Origin of the sequence: Kamptonema sp. PCC 6506, assembly GCF_000180455.1 — a bacterium.
In the GTDB taxonomy this organism is placed as follows: domain Bacteria; phylum Cyanobacteriota; class Cyanobacteriia; order Cyanobacteriales; family Microcoleaceae; genus Kamptonema; species Kamptonema formosum.
The window spans coordinates 17321-36115 of record NZ_CACA01000375.1; the positions used below are offsets into that span (position 1 = coordinate 17321).

22 protein-coding genes are annotated in these 18795 nt (G+C 44.2%); 11 read left to right on the top strand and 11 right to left on the bottom strand.

Annotation, left to right across the window (positions count from 1 at the left end):
• The first annotated feature begins 49 nt into the window (after positions 1 to 49).
• The gene (locus OSCI_RS27670) at positions 50 to 439 is read left to right on the top strand and encodes a pentapeptide repeat-containing protein (protein WP_007358560.1); all 390 of its coding nucleotides are present in this window, start codon (positions 50 to 52) and stop codon (positions 437 to 439) included.
• Positions 440 to 494: 55 nt separating this feature from the next.
• Entirely contained in the window at positions 495 to 1106 is a 612-nt protein-coding gene (locus OSCI_RS27675; RefSeq protein WP_007358561.1) for a pentapeptide repeat-containing protein, read from the top strand.
• 373 nt (positions 1107 to 1479) lie between these two features.
• Here OSCI_RS27675 and OSCI_RS27680 read toward each other — a convergent pair whose 3' ends face one another.
• From OSCI_RS27680 to OSCI_RS27690, 3 genes are all read right to left on the bottom strand, one after another.
• Positions 1480 to 1974: a hypothetical protein gene (locus OSCI_RS27680; RefSeq protein ID WP_007358563.1), complete on the bottom strand. Its 495-nt coding sequence runs from the start codon at positions 1972 to 1974 to the stop codon at positions 1480 to 1482.
• A 372-nt stretch (positions 1975 to 2346) separates the two neighbouring features.
• Positions 2347 to 3468, bottom strand: a complete 1122-nt coding sequence (locus OSCI_RS27685; protein ID WP_026103811.1) for an aldo/keto reductase — start codon at positions 3466 to 3468, stop codon at positions 2347 to 2349.
• Between the two features lie 144 nt (positions 3469 to 3612).
• Positions 3613 to 4119 (bottom strand): bifunctional nuclease family protein, encoded by a 507-nt coding sequence (locus OSCI_RS27690; RefSeq protein ID WP_026103810.1) that lies wholly within the window; start codon positions 4117 to 4119, stop codon positions 3613 to 3615.
• Between the two features lie 133 nt (positions 4120 to 4252).
• Between OSCI_RS27690 and ribE the strand changes: the two genes are divergently transcribed.
• Complete coding sequence (gene ribE, locus OSCI_RS27695; RefSeq protein ID WP_019487652.1) at positions 4253 to 4972, top strand: riboflavin synthase; 720 nt, start codon at positions 4253 to 4255, stop codon at positions 4970 to 4972.
• 84 nt (positions 4973 to 5056) lie between these two features.
• Here ribE and OSCI_RS27700 read toward each other — a convergent pair whose 3' ends face one another.
• The 4 genes from OSCI_RS27700 to OSCI_RS27715 all read right to left on the bottom strand — a co-directional run bounded on the left by OSCI_RS27700 (position 5057) and on the right by OSCI_RS27715 (position 8628).
• The gene (locus OSCI_RS27700) at positions 5057 to 5437 is read right to left on the bottom strand and encodes a type II toxin-antitoxin system VapC family toxin (protein WP_007358567.1); all 381 of its coding nucleotides are present in this window, start codon (positions 5435 to 5437) and stop codon (positions 5057 to 5059) included.
• A gap of 1 nt (position 5438) precedes the next feature.
• Positions 5439 to 5660 (bottom strand): DUF2281 domain-containing protein, encoded by a 222-nt coding sequence (locus tag OSCI_RS27705; protein ID WP_007358568.1) that lies wholly within the window; start codon positions 5658 to 5660, stop codon positions 5439 to 5441.
• Positions 5661 to 5811: 151 nt separating this feature from the next.
• Positions 5812 to 7554 (bottom strand): pentapeptide repeat-containing protein, encoded by a 1743-nt coding sequence (locus tag OSCI_RS27710; RefSeq protein WP_007358569.1) that lies wholly within the window; start codon positions 7552 to 7554, stop codon positions 5812 to 5814.
• A 117-nt stretch (positions 7555 to 7671) separates the two neighbouring features.
• Complete coding sequence (locus OSCI_RS27715) at positions 7672 to 8628, bottom strand: SGNH/GDSL hydrolase family protein (RefSeq protein WP_234708841.1); 957 nt, start codon at positions 8626 to 8628, stop codon at positions 7672 to 7674.
• 136 nt (positions 8629 to 8764) lie between these two features.
• On the opposite strand from OSCI_RS27715, the gene OSCI_RS27720 reads away from it, so the two are divergent.
• The gene (locus OSCI_RS27720) at positions 8765 to 9007 is read left to right on the top strand and encodes a DUF7219 family protein (RefSeq protein WP_007358571.1); all 243 of its coding nucleotides are present in this window, start codon (positions 8765 to 8767) and stop codon (positions 9005 to 9007) included.
• Positions 9008 to 9104: 97 nt separating this feature from the next.
• On the opposite strand, the gene OSCI_RS27725 is transcribed toward OSCI_RS27720, so the two are convergent.
• Together OSCI_RS27725 and OSCI_RS30975 are read right to left on the bottom strand one after the other, a co-directional pair.
• Entirely contained in the window at positions 9105 to 9347 is a 243-nt protein-coding gene (locus tag OSCI_RS27725; RefSeq protein WP_007358572.1) for a hypothetical protein, read from the bottom strand.
• A gap of 27 nt (positions 9348 to 9374) precedes the next feature.
• A complete protein-coding gene (locus OSCI_RS30975; RefSeq protein ID WP_007358573.1) occupies positions 9375 to 9542 on the bottom strand; it encodes a hypothetical protein in 168 nt (55 codons plus the stop codon).
• 9 nt (positions 9543 to 9551) lie between these two features.
• Between OSCI_RS30975 and OSCI_RS27730 the strand changes: the two genes are divergently transcribed.
• From OSCI_RS27730 to OSCI_RS27755, 7 genes are all read left to right on the top strand, one after another.
• A complete protein-coding gene (locus OSCI_RS27730) occupies positions 9552 to 10082 on the top strand; it encodes an RDD family protein (RefSeq protein WP_007358574.1) in 531 nt (176 codons plus the stop codon).
• 183 nt (positions 10083 to 10265) lie between these two features.
• Positions 10266 to 10454, top strand: a complete 189-nt coding sequence (rpmG, locus tag OSCI_RS28955; protein ID WP_071592493.1) for a 50S ribosomal protein L33 — start codon at positions 10266 to 10268, stop codon at positions 10452 to 10454.
• Between the two features lie 147 nt (positions 10455 to 10601).
• Positions 10602 to 10817 carry a 30S ribosomal protein S18 gene (gene rpsR, locus OSCI_RS27735; RefSeq protein WP_007358575.1) on the top strand — a complete coding sequence of 72 codons (216 nt, stop codon included), beginning with the start codon at positions 10602 to 10604 and terminating at the stop codon, positions 10815 to 10817.
• Positions 10818 to 11006: 189 nt separating this feature from the next.
• Positions 11007 to 13019 (top strand): ribonuclease catalytic domain-containing protein, encoded by a 2013-nt coding sequence (locus OSCI_RS27740; RefSeq protein ID WP_007358576.1) that lies wholly within the window; start codon positions 11007 to 11009, stop codon positions 13017 to 13019.
• A gap of 345 nt (positions 13020 to 13364) precedes the next feature.
• Positions 13365 to 14780 carry a hypothetical protein gene (locus tag OSCI_RS27745; RefSeq protein ID WP_007358577.1) on the top strand — a complete coding sequence of 472 codons (1416 nt, stop codon included), beginning with the start codon at positions 13365 to 13367 and terminating at the stop codon, positions 14778 to 14780.
• A 61-nt stretch (positions 14781 to 14841) separates the two neighbouring features.
• The gene (locus tag OSCI_RS27750; RefSeq protein WP_007358578.1) at positions 14842 to 15738 is read left to right on the top strand and encodes a sensor histidine kinase; all 897 of its coding nucleotides are present in this window, start codon (positions 14842 to 14844) and stop codon (positions 15736 to 15738) included.
• 117 nt (positions 15739 to 15855) lie between these two features.
• Positions 15856 to 17313: an IctB family putative bicarbonate transporter gene (locus OSCI_RS27755; RefSeq protein WP_007358579.1), complete on the top strand. Its 1458-nt coding sequence runs from the start codon at positions 15856 to 15858 to the stop codon at positions 17311 to 17313.
• Between the two features lie 374 nt (positions 17314 to 17687).
• Here OSCI_RS27755 and OSCI_RS27760 read toward each other — a convergent pair whose 3' ends face one another.
• Positions 17688 to 18383 (bottom strand): haloacid dehalogenase type II, encoded by a 696-nt coding sequence (locus OSCI_RS27760; protein WP_007358580.1) that lies wholly within the window; start codon positions 18381 to 18383, stop codon positions 17688 to 17690.
• 9 nt (positions 18384 to 18392) lie between these two features.
• Positions 18393 to 18761, bottom strand: coding sequence for a hypothetical protein (locus tag OSCI_RS27765; RefSeq protein WP_019487651.1), 369 nt, complete (start codon positions 18759 to 18761; stop codon positions 18393 to 18395).
• Positions 18762 to 18795: the final 34 nt, after the last annotated feature.

Below are 18795 nucleotides of genomic sequence, written 5' to 3' on the forward strand. Positions count from 1 at the left end.
TAAGACTTTTACCAAAAACCTTGATTTCAGCCATTTTGTTAGAAAATAAATGCTCAAATCCTTGAGCTATTTACAGTTGAAAATTTGGCTCTCATTTTTATTTTCCCAGAGTGACAAAAGAGGGATTAGTCAAACCGACTTGCAAGAGACTAAGTTCCACAGTGCCAAATTGAGTGGGTGTAAATTTAGTGGATCGAAAGTACTGGGAACTTCTTTTGGATATGCTAACTTAACTGATGCTGATTTCAGAAATGCTAATGAAATTTCCAATAATATTGGTTTAGAATTTGGCAAAGCAAACTTAACTCGAACTAACTTCTTTGGTATCAATAGTCGGGATCTCGATCAAGCTATTTTTAACGCTATCGAGGATGCCTACTTTAAAGATACCGTCATGCCAGATGGAACGATCCGAAACGAAAATTGCACGGAGCGATGAATGCTAAACTTTACTCAAAGCTGATTTTACTATCATTCAGTCGAGGTGTTAAAGTATGACTGATATAACTACCGAGTATTTGCTAAGTAGCTATGCTGCCGGAAACAGACATTTTAGGAGGGCTAACTTGAGCGGTATCGATTTGAGCGGAGCTAACTTACCTGGAATCTGCTTCGATTGTAGTAATTTGAGTGGAGCTAATTTGAGCGGAGCTAATTTGAGCGGAGCTAGTTTGATAGACAGCAACCTTCACGAAGTTAACTTGGAAAGCGCTAATTTATCTGGTGCCGATTTGTCTCTTATTTGGTCTCACCATGCCAACTGGAGGAGAGTGTATTTGGATGGTGCTAACCTGCAAAATGCTTACTTAAAATCTGTCGATTTGGAAGGAGCTACTTTCCGAGGCGCTCAACTAAATCGCATAACTTTTTCCGAGTGTAACATGAGAAATATTAATCTGGAGGGAGCGATATGGAATGATTCTAACGGTGGGGGTATATGGAATGTTGATTTGACGGGAGCCATCCGTTTCGATCCAGACGATATTGCTGGAAACAATATCATCCTTCCTGATGGAGAGTTCCTCAAAGATGCTTGGGAGTTCATTAAGCGAAACGGAAAGTTAGATCGTCCCCGACGGCTCAACCAGCCATCGGATTTTGATTAGTAGTGCGGGCTGCCATCTGCAAGAGCCTGCCTTCTGCAGCCTGCACTACTAACAGTTTTTGTTATGGTAATCAACAGGACACGATATCAGTCTCGCATTAGGTAGATGTATTGAGGAAAAAGTTGGTGTTACGGCGTTCCTCAATAGCATCCTGAAGTTCTTGAGTAAGTCCGGAGAAGAAGTTATAACCTGTTAGATGCTCTACATCGCGGACTGTTACCGCATAAGTTTCCCAGACACCTGGTCTGGAAAGATCTAAGATTGTATCATTTCCCAATATTATATTACAAGTTGAGAAACTGGGTTTCTGAGACAGTTTGGGTTAAAGAAGCAGAGATTTTGATAGGAACCCGGTTTCTAACCGAGCCGAGAATTAAAATCGTCTCGGTTTACCGCGCAGTCCACCATTAGATAAAGAATCTAGTTCTAGGTTACATTCTAGTTGAGTAGAAGGATTATTTTGAGCGGTCGAGAATTTGCAAGAGTAGATTGCTAAAGCTTCTCCTTGAGGGTTACAAACGCGAACGTTATAACCGTAATCTCTCGCCGCTGTACCGAATTGATTGACAAATTGGTAACGCTCTAAATAATCCAATAAACTCCAGAGTTGTCGGTTAACTATCAGAATTACCCAATTATTAGATTCAACAAACCAGTTGTCTAATAGTTTACCACCAAATTGTTGTTTTGTTAACCAAAGGCTGGGGATACTTAGCTCTGTTTGAGATAAAGGAGGTGATGGTAACTGATACCAACTTGTAGTGGGACAGGTTGACGGTTGAGCAAATGCGATCGCAGTTTTTTCCCCTAGTAAACTGGGAAGAAAAAAGGAAAAGTTAATTAGCAAAAATAGGTTTAATATTTTCATTGTTAGTTGTTAGTTGTTAGTTGTCATTGCGAGCGTAGCGAAGCAATCGCCTTAGACTGAGATTGCTTCTATGTAGTAAAGTCAACGATGTGGACTGTAGCATACTTTTAGATAAATGGTATAAGAATAGCATAGACAATACTGAGCATTTTAACGATTTAGGAAGGGTTGGGGATTGCTTCGCACAGCGAACAATGACAGAAACAAGACTTACGCACTCAACCAAAGAAACCGGGTTTTTTACGAAAATATTTCGTTATAACCCACATACGACTCAAAAACCCGGTTTCTGGGACTTCCGCAGGGAGTCCTAAGAAACCAATAACAACCAACAACTAACCACTAACAACTCACCACTAACATAACAGTTAATTAATCCCAAAGCCGACGGCCGCTAGTACCAGATAGCCGTTGATGAGTATCCTTTAATAAAGCTGGAATATCTAGATTTTCTGGACATCGAGGCAGACATTCGCCGCAATCTGTACATCGATTTCCCTTAACACCTGGGAACCAATGTCCGGCATTTTCAAACATTCCATAACGGTATTTACCAAAGTCTATCATATTATAGGCAACAGCGAGATTACGCAAACGTAATATTTCAGGAATATTAATATTTTCTGGACAGGGTAAGCAAGCGAAACACTGACTGCATTTATCTGTTCCTAAACTGGCTGCGAATTGAGTTTCTAAACGATCGAAGATGGCAATTTCTGCGGATGTTAGGGGATAATCGCGATCGCAGCAGTTCAGAGGTAATTCTAATTCATTTGGGTTAGCTGGCCCAACACTGAGGGTCGTAATCCGAGGCTCGCTTAATAAAAACCTATAGTTTAATTCTAGTGGGGAAAAGGGCAAACATAATTCTTTAAGGCTTGCGGGTGGGGTGTAAAGTCGGCCTCCTTTATCAGCAGGAGAAATAATGAACACGCCCATATCTTTTTCCGAGGCTAACTCGATCGCGGGCCCATTCCGCTGAAAAAAATAGTAATAATGTAGATTAACGAATTCAAAATAATCTGTATTGATGGCAGCTAGAATTAACTCTAAAGGGCCATGAGTAGAAAACCCGATGTGCCGCACTCGGCCATCAGTGACAGCAGCTTTAAGAGTTGGTAGAAAAGTATGTACCCAGTCTAAATGTTCCCAAGTATTGATGCCGTGAATTGCTAAACAGTCGAGATAATCTAGATTTAATCGTTTTAGAGATTCATCGATAGAGCGCTCCATTGTATCGGTATTGGAAGTGGGGGAAATTTTCGTGGTAATGTGAAGGCGATCGCGTTGTCTTGGTAATCCCGCACGAATAGCCGCACCGAGATATTCCTCACTTTTTCCATAACCCTGAGCTGTTTCTAGGTGATTAATTCCCATAGAGACTGCACGCTCGACAGTGGCTATAGCAATTTCCTCAGAAGCCAGATAGCGCATTGTGCCTAGAGAAAAAACAGATAAGTGCAGATTTGTTTTCCCAAACCTTCGATAACGCATAAATCAGACTTTTAGGATTACAGGATAGAGGCAGAGGCACAAAAGGCTTTTCTTGGCTTCAGGACAATGATTTACTGCTGTAACTCATAACTGATAACTAATAACTGTCTTGCTTTTGGCCGCTTGCCTCAAGCCTGTTGCCTGTTAGGAAAATTCTCCGCCGATCGATCCTCCTCTTTGAATTAAATCCTCCGGGCGGAGGTTGGAGATAAATTCTCGGAAAGCTCTGCGTTCGGCTTCGTCAGCGTCTCGATCCACGGGGATAGAGGCATCGGCGATCACTTCTTCCATTACCCAAATGGGGCTATTGGTGCGAAGTGCGAGGGCGATCGCATCGCTAGGGCGAGCATCAATCTCTTTTTTGACTTCTCCAGAGCGGACGATCAGGACGGCATAGAAGGTGTTATCTTGCAGGGAGTGAATTACTACTCGCTCCAGAGTCAGATTCCACGCCTCTAGGAAGTTGACCAGGAGATCGTGAGTAAGCGGCCGAGGAGGCTTTTGGCTTTCCAGAGCGCTAATTATTGCCTTTGCCTGCTCCTGACCGATATAAATAGGCAAGGCCCGCCGCTCCGTAGCGTCTCTCAACAGGACAATAGGACTGCGCGTGGCTGCATCCAAGGCAATTCCTGCGACTTTCATTTCAATCATCGGATCGGCCTCATGGGATACTGTAAGGCGGTGGAGAATCGGGGCACCGACATGACCTAAATTCCAGTATGCCTCGATCTTTGCCTGAATCGACAACGGATTGTGCTTAAAGATCGAATAGCGGGGGGTTGTGGTGTTTACAGGATTAATTCAGGGATTGGGAACGCTTGAGGCTATGTCTGGCGATCGCTTGCAAGTGTCCTGTGTGTCGGGCAATACAGACGCGATTTTGCGGGATTTGGCCATTGGGGATAGCGTGGCGATCGATGGCGTATGTCTGACGGCGGTGGAAATTTTGTCTCAAGGCTTTGTCGCGATCGCCTCCCCAGAAACCCTCAGCCGCAGCACTCTCGGCCTCAAACCCAACGCCTGCGTTAATATTGAAACCTCTCTCCGCGCCGGCAGCAAACTCGGCGGTCATTTCGTTACAGGCCATGTAGACGGGATCGGCAGTTTAGTCGAGTCAGCGGCCACTGCAAATGCTTGGGAAATGCGGTTTACAGCGCCGCCAGCAGCAGCCTCAGTTTGGCAGCGTCAAATTGCACCCTACATCGTTCCCAAAGGCAGTATCGCCGTCAACGGCATCAGCTTAACTGTGGCAGATTGCGATGCAGTCGGCAACTGGTTTGAAGTGGCTGTAATTCCCCATAGTTATAGTGAAACTAATCTGCGGGATTTGAAACCGGGGAGTTGGGTAAATATTGAAGCAGATATTTTGGGTAAATATGTAGCGAAATTCATTCGTAGTAACTCTATGTTATCTTCTGATTCTAGTTCTGGATGGGAAGAAACTGCTGTTAGCAGTATGGGAGAAATTACGCCAGATTTTTTAGCAGAACACGGTTTTATTTAGCAATGTTAAGTAAGCGGAAATATTGAGTGTGATTCTAGCTTTATGAGGGTGGAGCGATCGCTAGTATTTAATTTTGCCTTCTTATCACCAAACCCGCTGAATTGGATAAGCATCAAAAGCCTCATCGCGACTAATCAAAACCAGCGAATGATTCATCGCCTGTGCTATCAGAATGCGATCGAAAGGATCTCGGTGATGGAGAGGAAGAAGTGCGTAAATCTCAGTATCTTTAGATGTAATTGGTAGAATTTGAGCGTTAATGTATTGCAATTCCTTTGGCAGGTATTCAAATGACCGATTTAGTTGAAGCTTACCAACATTGATTTTAATGGATATTTCCCAAAGGCTGGCAATACTAAAATACAAATCTGTTTTAGTATCGATCGCTTCTTTTGCTTTACTACTTAGATTCGGATCGCCAAGCAAATACCACAGAAAGACATGAGTATCTAAAAGGGATTCCATGTTACATATATTCCTTTAAATCTTCCAGGGGTTCATCGAAATCATCAGACATAACGATTTGACCGGCCCAACTACCATAACCATGAGGTTGTTCAAATTGTTCTTGAGATGATTCAGTTTTTGCGTGTTTCTCAAGTAAATATTTTGCATAATGCAATATCTCTTGTTTGAGAGATTCTGGCATCTTGATTACAGTTTGAAAAATCTGTAAATCGATAGTCATAATTTCTGTACAAATTTTGCCCTTATCATATTTACCAATTATACTATACTTGCTGCGAAAAGGGACTTGGATGTGGTGGGTAAAGCGTAGCTATGATTAGGGAATCGGGCTTTGTTTACAATTTCCTTTTTAATTTTTAATTTTTAATTACTTATTCCTGCTCCCAAACAAGTGCGATCGCTAACCTCACCGCCTCACCCACCATCGAAAACCGAGCGTGCTCGGAAGCAGTTTTTTCCCATCTTATTAATTGCTCTAAAAACCCCCGATCTTGCTTAGCCCGCTGCAAAATAACTTGACCTACAACCTTCTTTTGAATGTCCTCAGTTGAAACCCCCTGTAGCTTCAAATAATCCAACAACCGCTCCACACTTTCCACAAATTTATCAGGAGTTTGAGTCATCACAATAAACTTAATTTGACGCGATATCTCTTTATATATCTCTCGCCGTTTATCCGTGAGTTCCTGTTGCTGAGGTGACGGTGAAACTGGCATCGTCGTTTCTTCGATTGGCCTGGATTTATCCTTAACTACAACAGCCAGATCGAGTAATTCTAAAATCTCTATCCGCCGACTTAAAACTCGCTGTAACATCTCAGGATAAAGCTGTAAAATATGCTCAGCTAAAATTTTTGCATTCACCAAATTATTCGCGCTTAACCGCAGTAAATGCCGATCGTCAGCCGATTCAAAAAATTGGATATTCAGTTTAAGTTCCCGACTTTCCAATTCCACCTGAGCCACCGTAAATACCAAAGCTTCCCAATTAGGAAACTCAGGAAAAAATACTTCGATTATAGAACTATTTTCTCGATCCTGATTGCCAAATTCTCCCGGCTCAAAATCTCGACCTACAGGATAACGATTACTAGGACTTTTAGTAGTATAATTAAACTGATTAAAAACATATCTACACTCAACCTTCGAGAAATTAACCTCCTCAGTATGCCAATTATGAATACAGCATCCCGTTAGCTGCGCCCCTTCCAAATTCGTGCGAATTAGATGGGCCTCAATCAACAGAGCATCTCTTAAATCTGCTTCGCTTAATATTGCATCGCTGAGATAAGCACCGCTCAAATCTGCCTTGCGTAAATCCGCACCGCGCAAATTCGCCTCTGTCAAATCTGCCCACAGTAAATAAACTTCTTGGAGGTTAGAACGGAGTAAATGTGCTTTCTTAAAACTTGCTTTTAATAAATAAGCACCAGTCAAATTAGCGCGACTTAAATCAGCACCATTAAGCACCGCCTCTGTTAAATCTGCCCCGGTTAAAACTACTCGGTGCATATCAGCCTCAGTCAAATTTGCTGACCGTAAGATCGCACCATTGAGGTCAGCTTCAATCAAATTAGCACCCTTTAAAATAGCCTCTCGCAAATTAGCCTCTGCTAAGTGTGCTTCTCGCAAATTAGCACCAGTTAAATTAGCTCCTGCAAGACTGGCACGGTTAAGATTTGCCTCCATTAATTCCGCACCCATTAATCGCGCCCCATCGAGTTTTGCCTTTTCGAGATTAATTTGATCGGATTTAGCTCTTTGAAGGTCAGCGCCGCTAAGATCCGCTTCTTGAAATATTGCCCAATTCAAGTCTGCTTCTTGTAAATAAGCAAGTCGTAAATCTACTTTAGTAAGATTTGCGCCGCTCAATATTGACTGATTAAGATTAGCACTGGTGAGCATCGCACTGCGGAGATCTGCCCGCCGTAAGCAAGCGCCTACTAATTTAGCGTGGCTCAAAAATGCCCAACTGAGATTTGCACCTGTGAGGTTAGCGCCTGTGAGGTCAATTTCCCGCAGGTTGGCCCCGCTTAAACTCGCACCGCTAAGGTCAATGTGAGCAAAGTTGCGCTCTCCCTGTTGATACCGCTCTAGAAACTCTTGCGTTTGCATACAGCAGAGATGGGGAAGGAAGAAGGAAGAGGGAAGAAGGAAGAAGGAAGAAAGAAGAGGGAAATTTTGCTATTTTCCCCATTTCTGCATCTTCTATTTTCCCTTATCTCTTCCCTTTTAATATTTTACTTGTACGCTTTGAATATCTTTCTCTGAAATGCCTAATCCCCGCAGAATCGTGTAGGCAATAATGCGGTTGCCGGCGAGGTTGGGGTGTACGCCGTCCCTTGTTAATAGGTTAAGCGATCGCCCTGCGTGTTTCTGAAAGGCGATTAGCACTTCCCGAAATGGCGAGTTGAGGTCAATATACAGACAGTTATTCTCGATCGCGATCTGACGCATCACAGCCATATACTCTGGTAAGCGGCGATTTTCAGGGCCGTGCAGCACTTCTCTAATTGGGGTAGGAGACAGCAAGGCAACTCGAATGCCTGCGGCTTGAGCCGATCGCACCATTTCGGTGAGTTTTTGGCGGTACACTGCTAATGGTACACCTGCTGGGAGATTGCCTTCAGGGTGGACTTGGTTGGTGCGGAAGTCAAAAAATGCCAGCCAAACATCGTTAACGCCGACATTGATAGTAATTAAATCGGGATTTTTAGCGATCGCATCTTTTTGGAAACGTGCCTGCATATCCGTAGACTTGTTACCTGAGATTCCGGCGTTAATAATCTCAATTTTTTGACTAGGGTAGAGAGCGTTTAAATAGTTTTGCAACAGCCAGACGTATCCCCCTGTATACTTCCCCGCTTCCGTGATGCTGTCGCCAACCGTGACAATTTTGCGCTTACCTTTGAGGATATTCTCTATTTCTGGCGGTGGTGTGGCGATCGATTGAGGGGTTTGGAACACGGTAGTTAAATCTGGGTAGAAATGGATAGCGGCAACAGCAGTAAATGCTGCTAGGGCTAGTAGGATCAAAAGTTGAGACAGTGGGCGTTTGGGATGGGGCGATCGCGCATTTACAGGCATCTGTGACAGTCTTAAGTGAAGAGTTGAAATACTTTTAACTTCAGTAAGTATAACTATTTGTTTCCTCTGTGGTGAATCCCGATCAATTGTGATTATTGTCACATTTATCAATGACAGTTATCACTTATGTTGATGCTTCAGCTCATATTTATATAGCCTTCTCATCACTCACACTCGATAAATTCTACCTTATATTAGAAACAAGGGTAAAAAATGAATTTTAAAGGAGATTATAAAAATGCTTAATAATTCAAGCTTTCTATATCCTAAGTGTCGTTACTACGGCGATGTCAAGCCAGAGAATTTAGTTTTTGATGCGAATTTGCAAGAGTTTGCTCATCGAGTGAGTTACATCAGTGCTTTGGCTACTAATGGGAAGATTCCTCTAGCTCAGGCAATTTCTGAGATTGAATTACTTTGGGAAAAGTTGGAAAAGTCTAAAAAAGAGTTAGGCGTTGGTGAACATCCGTTTGCGGCTTGAAAAGGAAATGGTGATTTTTCATTGGGGCGATCGCGTAGATTCTGAATATACACTTGGCTAGGCGCGATCGCTAACATCAATTAAATATTCCCAATTTTTATAAACCATCCATTTCTGCAACAATAAACTCTTGATTGATAGCAGCTATTTCAAATTGAATATCGGGATCTAATGCCATCGCTGCTATTTGTTCCTCCATGTATTTAGCATCACCCAATTTATGAGCTGTGTAAGTTCTTTTTCGCACTTGATGAGCGATGCGTTCCAGTAGCCAAAGTTGTTCTTCGATGGACAGAGAAAGAATTGAACGTTCAAGCTCTAGTAAAGTTTGTGAAATCATTTTGCTTCCTTCTTGTTTTTTGGATGATTATAAATTATCCAGAAATTGTTGCAGGCGATCGCGCTGATTGCGAATAGACTCATTATTAGGCGCGATCGCCAAGGAGCGATTAAATGCCTCCAGCGCCGCTTGGTAACTCTCCTTCACCTCAACCAAAGAATCAAATGCCAAAATAGATAAAGTAATCAGCCGCATTCCCCCGCTATGAGCTCAGACTTAGTGCCCCTTCCCCCAAAAGTCCCAATTAATCGCCGGGCCTTCGCCTTCGCCATCGACTGGGCGATCGCATCCTTAATTAGCCTAATTCTCGGTACTAATTGGTTCGTCCAACTCCTATTCTTCATCATCCTTTGGCTGCTGATGCGAGTCTTCCTCGCCGTCAGAAACCAAGGTCAAAGCCTTGGCCATTGGGCCTTAGACATGAGGGTAATCGATACCCGCTTTAACAGAACTCCCACTATCCAAGAATTAGTCAAGCGCGAGGGTATACTTGGCATTGGGGCCGCCCTAAGTGCGATCGCATTTACCGGTCTAACCAGCCGCAACGCCGCCGTCCTATTACTGATGCTACCCCTGGCCCTAGACTGTACCGTAGCCTTAGCCGACACCGAGAGATACCAGCAAGCCTTTCACGATCGCTTCGCCCAAACCATCATCGTAGGAACCCGCCGGGGCTACTCCCTTGACATTAAACTTAGAAAAATGCTTGACCAAATACAGCGCAATGTGAGATGATAAGAAATTGTGTCTGAATAGTAGGCTTATAAACTCAGTACCTCTGAGCGAGTGGGTAGTCGCTGTGAGACTCAGGCTTTAAGAATCAAGTTTTTTGTGGATTTATCCCAAAAAGGTTGTCCTGTAAAATTCCCATGTCGTTAGACTGGGGAAGTGTCAATTAGTCCAAATCTTTTTAGAATTATGGCTAAAGGTGTCCGAATCATCATTACATTAGAATGTACCGAGTGCCGAACCAACTCAAACAAGCGCTCAAATGGCGTGTCCAGGTACACTAGCACTAAGAACCGTCGTAACACTACGGCGAGACTAGAACTCAAAAAGTTCTGCACCCATTGTAACAAGCACACAGTCCATAAGGAAATTAAGTAATTGGTTAACGGTTAACTGTTAACTGTTAACAGCTAATAGCTAATAGCTAGTGGAACAATTAGCAATTAGCCATTAGCAATTAGCCATTAGCAATTAGCCATTAGCAATTAGCATTTCCCAATTACTAACTATCAACTATCAATTACCATGACATATTTTCGCCGCCGTGTTTCGCCAATTAAGCCAGGAGATCCCATCGACTATAAAGATGTCGATTTACTCCGCAAATTTGTAACTGAACGCGGGAAAATTTTACCCCGCCGGATCACAGGATTGACTGCCAAACAGCAGCGAGACTTGACCACAGGCATCAAAAGAGCCAGAATTCTAGCTTTGATGCCCTTCGTCAATCAAGAAGGCTAGAAAAACTCCAGAAAAAGCTATAGGCGTGGATCGACAAATCTGCTAGACTCGATCCAGTCAAGGGCGATTGGCGTAAAGCGCAAGCCTCCTGCGAAAGCCATCGGCATAGCGGTAGTTAATTAAACTTGCCAAAGCGCACTTTAACTTGCAGATAGTCCGCAAAATAGCACGCTTCGTTGGCAACAGCTTGTGGAGAAGGGAACCTTAATTGAATTTCGACTGCACGGTGAGCGCCGACTTGCCGTAGCAGATCGTCCTGATGGTAAAAAAAACTGGGTGGTGGTAGACGAAAATAGTCAATCCCACAGCATACCGCCTAAGCAAATTAGCTATGAGGTAGTTGGGGAAACTTACAAACCTACCCAAATTCCCACATTCCTCAAGGAAGTGGAGAATTATTCAGACCCAACGAGTTTAGAAGTCGCTTGGGAACTGTTGGTTGAGGATGGGGAAACTGTAGATCCACCAGGTTTGGCAATGCTACTGTTTTCAGAAGCAACTCCACCTCAGTGCTACGCGGCATATTATTTACTGTCAGTAGATAAACTTTACTTCAAACAAAAAGGCGATCGCTACGAACCGCGTTCAATGGCGATGGTCGCTGAAATTAAACATCAGCAAGAAGTTGAAAGGCAGCGACAACTAGAATTACATGGATTTTGGGAACGGGTCAAGGCCAGACTCGCAGGGGATGAAGTAGAGTGGCAGCAGAGCGATCGCACCCGCCTCGATGCCTTAGAACGCTTTGCTCTACTCGGAGAGGAAGCAACACACCGCACCCCCGCCTTAGAAACATTAGCCAGCTTGGGACGCTCGGAAACTCCCGAAGCCGCCTTTCAACTGCTCGTCGATCTCGGTCTTTGGAGTCTCCACGAAAACTTATTTTTGCGGCGCAGCCAGATCCCGACCCACTTTTCTGCAAAGGTACTGGAATTGGCTTGTTCTCGCCTCGAAAACCCCCCGCCTGACTCGGAATCAGATCGCCTCGATTTGACTCACCTCAAGGTTTACACCATTGACGACGAAAGCACGACAGAGATCGATGACGGTCTGAGCTTAGAATTTTTGGAAAACGGTCAGCAGCAGCTTTGGATACACATTGCCGATCCGACTAGCTTGCTCTCTCCTGGTGACGAGCTCGATTTAGAAGCTAGAAAGCGCACTACTACAGTTTATTTGCCTACGGGCATGGTGCCAATGTTCCCGCCAGAGCTGGCAACAGGGCCCATGAGCCTCGTACAAGGGCAAGTTTGCCCCTCCCTGAGTTTCCGAGTGATTTTGGACGAAACGGGGGCAATACAGGATTACAGCATTCACATCACGTTAATTAAGCCCACTTATCGCCTGACTTACGAAGATGTAGACGAGATGTTACATCTGGCGATCGCAGCCGAACCAGAAATTAGCGCGATCGCAGCTTGGGCCAAAGTGCGACATGGTTGGAGACAAACCCAAGGCGCGATCAGCATCTATATGCCAGAATCCGTCATCAAAGTCTGCGGTGATGATGTTAGCGTCCACGTCTTGGATGACTCCCCCGCGCGGGAACTCGTAGCAGAAATGATGATTTTAACTGGAGAAGTCGCCGCACAATACGGTCAAACTCATAGCCTAGTGCTACCCTATCGCCATCAGCCCCAACCCGAACTCCCCCCAGAGGAAGAATTGCTGCAATTGCCCGCTGGCCCAGCCCGCGCCTGTGCAGTACGCCGCTGTATGCCCCGTAGCGAGATGAGTTTGATGCCCGCACGACACGCAGGTTTAGGATTAGAAGCTTATACTCAGGTCACATCACCCATTCGGCGTTATATGGACTTGCTGGCTCATTTCCAGATTAAAGCCCACCTGCGAGGGGAAACCCCGCCATTTTCGGCAGAACAGATGCTAGAAATGATTATGAGCCTCAGTCCGGCAGTGAAAGAAGCATCAAATGTAGAACGCCAAACTAACCGTTATTGGGGGTTGGAATATTTGCGTCGCCATGCTGGGGAAGTGTGGCAAGCAATGATGTTACGCTGGCTGCGGGAAGATACCAATGTGGGCTTAGTGTTGTTAGAAGAGTTAGGCTTAGAGTTGGCAATGCGGTTTAGTCGGCCTGTGGAAATAGGCGATCGCTTAGAAGTGAAAGTTACCCACTGCGATCCGCGATCGGATGCCATTCAGTTTCAAGAAATGATTTCTAATCCGGTTGCTTCTATCTGAACACTAGGGGCTAGGGGCTAGGGGCTAGGGGCTAGGGAAGGAGGAAAGAAGAGAAGAGGGACTTTCTGGTTAGAGAAAAGGTGAAAGGTATATTAAGTAGAAGGAAGAAGGAAGAATGCTTATAAAGCTAACTTTTTAGCCATCGGTATCTTATGTTTAATTAGGTAGATTTACTTATTTCTTCTTTTCCTGTTAAAAAGTCTAATTTCTAATTAATAAAGACTAGCCCCCAAATTCTCACCCCTTCTTAACCCTAGCCCCTAGCCCCTAGCCCCTAGCCCCCAAATCCTTACCCCTTCTTAACCCTAGCCCCTAGCCCCTAGCCCCTAGCCCCTAGTCTTAAAAATGCCCAACTCTACGCACGTTCAGCGGCCTCTAGAATTTATACCTCCTGACTTTAACCCCCTAGTGCTCTGGGGATGCCAACAACTTCTTCCTTGGTGGCTGAAAGTGCGGACACCCATTAGCCAAATAGAAGCCGAGAATGTCAAAACTCTCGCCCATCTGTTCGAGCAATTTCAAGATAGTAAAGTCCGTTTTTTAGTCGCATTTCGTCATCCGAATACAGACGATCCTTTCTGTTTGGCACAACTGTTTTGGAAAATACTACCCCAAGTAGCTAGAAAAGAGGGAATAACGCTCAAATATCCCCTACATTCTCACTTTATCTACGATCGCGGCATTCCTTTGTGGGCTGGTGACACCGTAGGCTGGCTCTATTCCAGATTAGGCGGTACGCCCATAATTCGCGGCAAAATAGACAGAGTGGGGTTGCGTTCCGCCCGCGAATTATTTGCTAACAGCCGCTTCCCGATTGCCGCCGCCCCAGAAGGAGCAACTAACGGGCACAATGAAATAGTCAGCCCCCTAGAACCGGGCATTGCCCAAATGGGATTCTGGTGCGTAGAAGATCTGTACAAAGCTGGACGAACGGAACAAGTTTTCATCGTACCCGTAGGTATTCAGTATCGTTACGCAGAGGCTCCTTGGGAACCCTTACAAAAACTTTTAACTCAATTAGAAATTGATTGCGGTTTACCGACTATAGAGCGAGTAAATGTGGGAGAATTAAATGATTCAAATCAAAATTCTCTTTACCCACGCTTAATCCGATTGGGCGGTCATTTACTGGTGATGATGGAAGAATTTTATACTAGATTTTACCATCAAACCTTACCAAAAAATACGCCCGACCTGACATCTTTTCCAATTCCTGAAGCAATGGCTGACTCAGCTAACGAAGTTTTAATGCAGCGACTTTTTAACCTTCTAAATATTTCCCTGCAAGTAGCAGAACAATATTTTAACATCAAGCCGAAGGGGAGTTTAATAGATCGGTGTCGCCGTTTAGAGCAAGCAGGCTGGGATTATATTTACCGAGAAGATATTAAAGACGTTGCCGCTTTGTCACGCTTAGAAAGAGGATTGGCAGACCGCATCGCCGAAGAAGCAAACTTGCGGATGTGGCACATGAGACTGGTAGAAAGCTTTGTCGCCGTGACAGGGAAATACGTACAAGAAAACCCGACGGCAGAGCGTTTTGCAGAAACCACTTTACTACTATGGGATGTAGTAACTAGAATCAAAGGTGGAAGTCCTTTTAGTAGACCTCAGTTAGGGAAACAGCGGGTGAAAATGACAGTAGGGCAACCGATATCAGTTTCAGACCGTTGGGATAGCTATCAAGCAAGTCGCAGATTAGCAGTAGCAGAGCTAACTCAAGATTTGCAAGTAGCTCTAGAAGGAATGATTCAATCTTAACAGTCTTTTGCGATACCTCTAGAAGCTCAGCAAATGAGTAGCGAACATTGAATAATGACTAATGATTAACCAACCCGCAGATCTGTCTAATAACTCTATTAAAGTAAAATTGCTGACTTACTTGGCGCAGGAATTGCTAACTCCGCTCACTTCAGTTGTCGGCATGGCGAGTGTTCTCAACCAAGAAATTTATGGCCCGCTGACAAGCAAACAAAAGGAATACCTCGATATCATTCAAAACAGTAGCAAGCAGTTGCGATCGCTCGTGGAAGAAATTGTTGGGCTCGCAGAACTGGACGACAGTCCTTCACAGCTCAAACGTTCGGCTGTCGATATTGAAACTTTATGCCAACAGGTTGTAGGCTCTCTATCGCAGGTGGTTTCTCGGCAAGAGCAAGAAATTTCTCTCTCCATCAGCCCCGGCCCTCGGCTCTGGTTGCTGGATAAAGATAAAGTCCAACAAATGCTACACCACTTAGTATTTAGTGTGATTCAGTCTACTGGGGCAGGTAGCATGATTCGGATTCACCTGTCTCGCAAAGAAGAGGGAATTAATATTGCAGTTTGGGTTTTTCACCCTTGGTTAGGAGATAGCCTTCCCCATGCTAAACTCTACTCCGACTACTTATTAAACGGTGCAAGAGCCAACTATTCAGAAGGGAAGTCTGGTAATAATGAGCCTCTGATGGATGAACAAGCGCGATCGCTACCTACGCAGGGATTGAGTCGTCTGGCACTCTCGTTTTCTGAATTGGCAGCCCTAGTTGCGGCTGACGAGGCAGATAGGACACCGCAGCTAGCTGGCTACGGGGCACGGGAACGTCTAGGGTTATTGCTCTGTTGTCAATTGGTGGAGATCCAAGGGGGTCAACTATCAATTCAAGGTTCGCCAGATTCTGGATATCGATATATGTTGGCACTACCCTGTTTAAATGCAATGGAATTGTTGGAAGGTTAACTGTTAACTGTTAACTGTTAGTTTTCGGACACTGAATCAGGTAAAAAAATACCAATTACCAATTACCACCAATTACCAATTACCAATTACCAATTAGAAAAAACTAACAAATTAAAAATGAACTCAGTTTGGCAGCAGTTGACGCTTTTTAATTTGCCACTTTACCAGTGGCGGAGTGCAAGTTATTTATACAGTTTGACTTGTGGATCTTTGGGGAGTTGGCGGCAGAGTAGCTGGTTGATGCAGTGGGCAGAACCCCTCGGTTTTGTTTTACTTTCCCTGGTTTTTGCTTTGGCTCCTTTTGTGGGCAATGCGTTAATAGGTTTACTATTAGTTGCTGGTGGTGCTTTTTGGGTATTAATGACACTTTCCGATCGGCAGGTGATTGTTTTTACGCCTATTCATTTGCTGGTTTTGTTGTACTGGAGTGTGGTAACGGTAGCAACGGCAATGTCACCGGTGAAGGCGGCGGCGTTTGTAGGTTGGGGTAAGCTGACGCTTTATTTGGTGTTTTTTGCGTTGATGGCTAGGGTGTTGCGATCGCCTAAACTACGAGGATGGTTAATTGCGCTTTATTTGCATATTGCCCTCATTGTTAGTTTTTACGGGATACGACAGTGGATAGATAAGGTTCCTCCATTGGCAACTTGGAATGACCCCACCTCGACTCAGGCAAATTTAACGCGGGCCTATAGTTATTTGGGCAATCCTAACCTTTTGGGTGCATATTTATTACCTGCAATTGCTTTAAGTTTTGCGGCAATTTTCGTCTGGAAAGGGTGGGGGCCAAAAGCTCTGGCAGTGACGATGCTGTTAGTTAATGGTGCTTGTTTGCGCTTCACTGATAGCCGGGGGGCTTGGATTGGCTGCGTGGTTCTGATGGTGGTGTTTTCGATTTTGATCTGGTATTGGTTTAGTCCTCGAATGCCGCGCTTCTGGCGCACTTGGGCGCTACCTGCGGGGTTGGGCGGTTTCGCTTTTGTCTTGATTTTGGGGTTGCTGTTAGTAGAACCTCTACGCAATCGCGTTACCAGTATTTTTGTGGGACGCGGGGATAGTAGCAATAATTTCCGTATTAATGTTTGGACTGCTGTGATTCAAATGATTCGCGATCGCCCGATATTGGGGATTGGCCCTGGTAATGTGGCTTTTAACAAAATTTATCCCCTTTATATGCGGCCGCGTTATAGTGCTTTGAGTGCCTATTCTGTGCTGCTGGAAATTACTGTAGAAAGTGGTTTCATTGGTTTAATGACTTTTCTATGGCTGCTAGCGGTGACATTTAATCAGGGGTTTGTGCAAATCAAAAGTCTGCGGGGTGGAGAAATAATTGAGCCTATTTCACGGGATGAAGTTGTCGATCGACATCTCCCTATCTCCCATTTAAAATCGATTGAGGGATTTTGGTTGATGGCTGCGATCGCAACTTTAGCTGGTATGATGGCTCACGGTTTTGTCGATACTGTCTGGTATCGACCGGAAGTTAATATGCTTTGGTGGCTGATGGTGGCAATTATTGCTAGTTATTACACTGTGGCGAGGAAGCCACAGCCGGAGTTGCAGACAGGGGAGTAATTATAGCAGTCGCCAAGGCGATTAAGACGTTCTGAGTTCCACCAAACTCGCTGATTCTATTACCTTCTTCCCCTCCTTCCCCTTCTTCCCCTAGTCCCTAGCCCCTAGTCCCTAGCCCCTAACCGCCCTGGCGGTTGCTATAGGATGGCGCGATCGCTTAAATCTATCGATTTTTGAAAAAGACCTAACCCCCCAGCCCCCTTCCCTACAAGGGAAGGGGGAGAAAGAAATAAATAATACCAAATCCGGCTTAAATACCCTCTTTATTCTTCAGTCCGCGTAGGCGGACTTTGTTTGTGTAGTAGCGATTTCAATCGCCGAACGATCGAGGGATAATAACTACAAAGAAGGCTAATATGTCGAGTTAAAAACCTTCAAATTAACGAAACTAAAGTTCTCAAATCTGGCACTTCTAAATCAGCTTTACCACTAGCAGCCTTAGTTGCACCAAATCCTTCTTTACCAACACGCCGATTTACCCAGACTGTTGATAAACCCATTGCTTTTACGGGTATAACATCATGGTAAATGCTCTCAGCAACGTGCAGCAGTTTATCGGGAGATATGCCCATTTTTTGAATTGCAAATTCAAAATTGCGCGGCGATGGTTTATAGGATTTGACTTGTTCTGCTGTAATAATCCAGTCGAATTCTACTTGGAGATGTTTGGCGGTATCGGCAAATAATTCATCGTCTGTATTGGAGATAATCGCCAGACGAAATCTCTTTTTTAGCGCTTTTAGTGCTTCGACGGTATCGGGGAAAGGTTGCCAATTTTTGAGGGAATCAGGAAGGCTGTTTAATTCTGATTCTGTGACATCAAAATTAAACCGTTCGCTAATTTTTTTCACGACTTGTCGCAAAACTTCCCGATATTTCAGATATCCATTTGTGTCCTTTTCTAATTCTGACTCAAATTCTGCAAATAGTTCCAGAATCTGCTTGTCACTCTGATTAATATTGTGGGTTTCCAGTAGGTTTTTCAATACTGGCAGTATTCCTCCTTCCCAATCAATGAGGGTTCCGTAGCAATCAAAACTTAAGACTTCAAATTGACTAAAATCTAGCATTTTTACCTCCTATGATGCTCTGAATTTGCCAATAACTTCAATTAACCCGATAATATTTTGATTGAATTCTGCTAATTTTTCTGCTGGAATCCAATATTCTTGATGCTTGGAACTGCCGACAGTTTGTACCGGATATAGACTTAAAAAGTTTGCACGAACTCGAAAGGTGGTGACATAACCAATATATCCCGATGCTGCATCTTTTGTATTCCAATCTCGTGCAATTTGCACGGCATATTCTTCAGAAAGTACGGGATAAAAAATAGGCTGGAAAGGTAGACGCGGCGGAAAGGAAGTGTAACCACTTTTCCGAATTAATTCCATCTCTTTTTGACCGACTGGACGAAACAGAGTCACTGTTTTATCAATTACTCCCATTTGATACATTTGCTATTTATGTAGATACACTGAT

Bases quoted from the DNA above. Each gene is read 5' to 3' on its own strand.
- OSCI_RS27670 (WP_007358560.1), top strand. From the start codon at position 50: ATGCTCAAATCCTTGAGCTATTTACAGTTGAAAATTTGGCTCTCATTT.
- OSCI_RS27675 (WP_007358561.1), top strand. From the start codon at position 495: ATGACTGATATAACTACCGAGTATTTGCTAAGTAGCTATGCTGCCGGA.
- OSCI_RS27680 (WP_007358563.1), bottom strand. From the start codon at position 1,974: ATGAAAATATTAAACCTATTTTTGCTAATTAACTTTTCCTTTTTTCTT.
- OSCI_RS27685 (WP_026103811.1), bottom strand. From the start codon at position 3,468: ATGCGTTATCGAAGGTTTGGGAAAACAAATCTGCACTTATCTGTTTTT.
- OSCI_RS27690 (WP_026103810.1), bottom strand. From the start codon at position 4,119: ATGATTGAAATGAAAGTCGCAGGAATTGCCTTGGATGCAGCCACGCGC.
- OSCI_RS27700 (WP_007358567.1), bottom strand. From the start codon at position 5,437: ATGGAATCCCTTTTAGATACTCATGTCTTTCTGTGGTATTTGCTTGGC.
- OSCI_RS27705 (WP_007358568.1), bottom strand. From the start codon at position 5,660: ATGACTATCGATTTACAGATTTTTCAAACTGTAATCAAGATGCCAGAA.
- OSCI_RS27710 (WP_007358569.1), bottom strand. From the start codon at position 7,554: ATGCAAACGCAAGAGTTTCTAGAGCGGTATCAACAGGGAGAGCGCAAC.
- OSCI_RS27720 (WP_007358571.1), top strand. From the start codon at position 8,765: ATGCTTAATAATTCAAGCTTTCTATATCCTAAGTGTCGTTACTACGGC.
- OSCI_RS27725 (WP_007358572.1), bottom strand. From the start codon at position 9,347: ATGATTTCACAAACTTTACTAGAGCTTGAACGTTCAATTCTTTCTCTG.
- OSCI_RS30975 (WP_007358573.1), bottom strand. From the start codon at position 9,542: ATGCGGCTGATTACTTTATCTATTTTGGCATTTGATTCTTTGGTTGAG.
- OSCI_RS27730 (WP_007358574.1), top strand. From the start codon at position 9,552: ATGAGCTCAGACTTAGTGCCCCTTCCCCCAAAAGTCCCAATTAATCGC.
- rpmG (WP_071592493.1), top strand. From the start codon at position 10,266: ATGGCTAAAGGTGTCCGAATCATCATTACATTAGAATGTACCGAGTGC.
- rpsR (WP_007358575.1), top strand. From the start codon at position 10,602: ATGACATATTTTCGCCGCCGTGTTTCGCCAATTAAGCCAGGAGATCCC.
- OSCI_RS27745 (WP_007358577.1), top strand. From the start codon at position 13,365: ATGCCCAACTCTACGCACGTTCAGCGGCCTCTAGAATTTATACCTCCT.
- OSCI_RS27750 (WP_007358578.1), top strand. From the start codon at position 14,842: ATGATTAACCAACCCGCAGATCTGTCTAATAACTCTATTAAAGTAAAA.
- OSCI_RS27755 (WP_007358579.1), top strand. From the start codon at position 15,856: ATGAACTCAGTTTGGCAGCAGTTGACGCTTTTTAATTTGCCACTTTAC.
- OSCI_RS27760 (WP_007358580.1), bottom strand. From the start codon at position 18,383: ATGCTAGATTTTAGTCAATTTGAAGTCTTAAGTTTTGATTGCTACGGA.
- OSCI_RS27765 (WP_019487651.1), bottom strand. From the start codon at position 18,761: ATGGGAGTAATTGATAAAACAGTGACTCTGTTTCGTCCAGTCGGTCAA.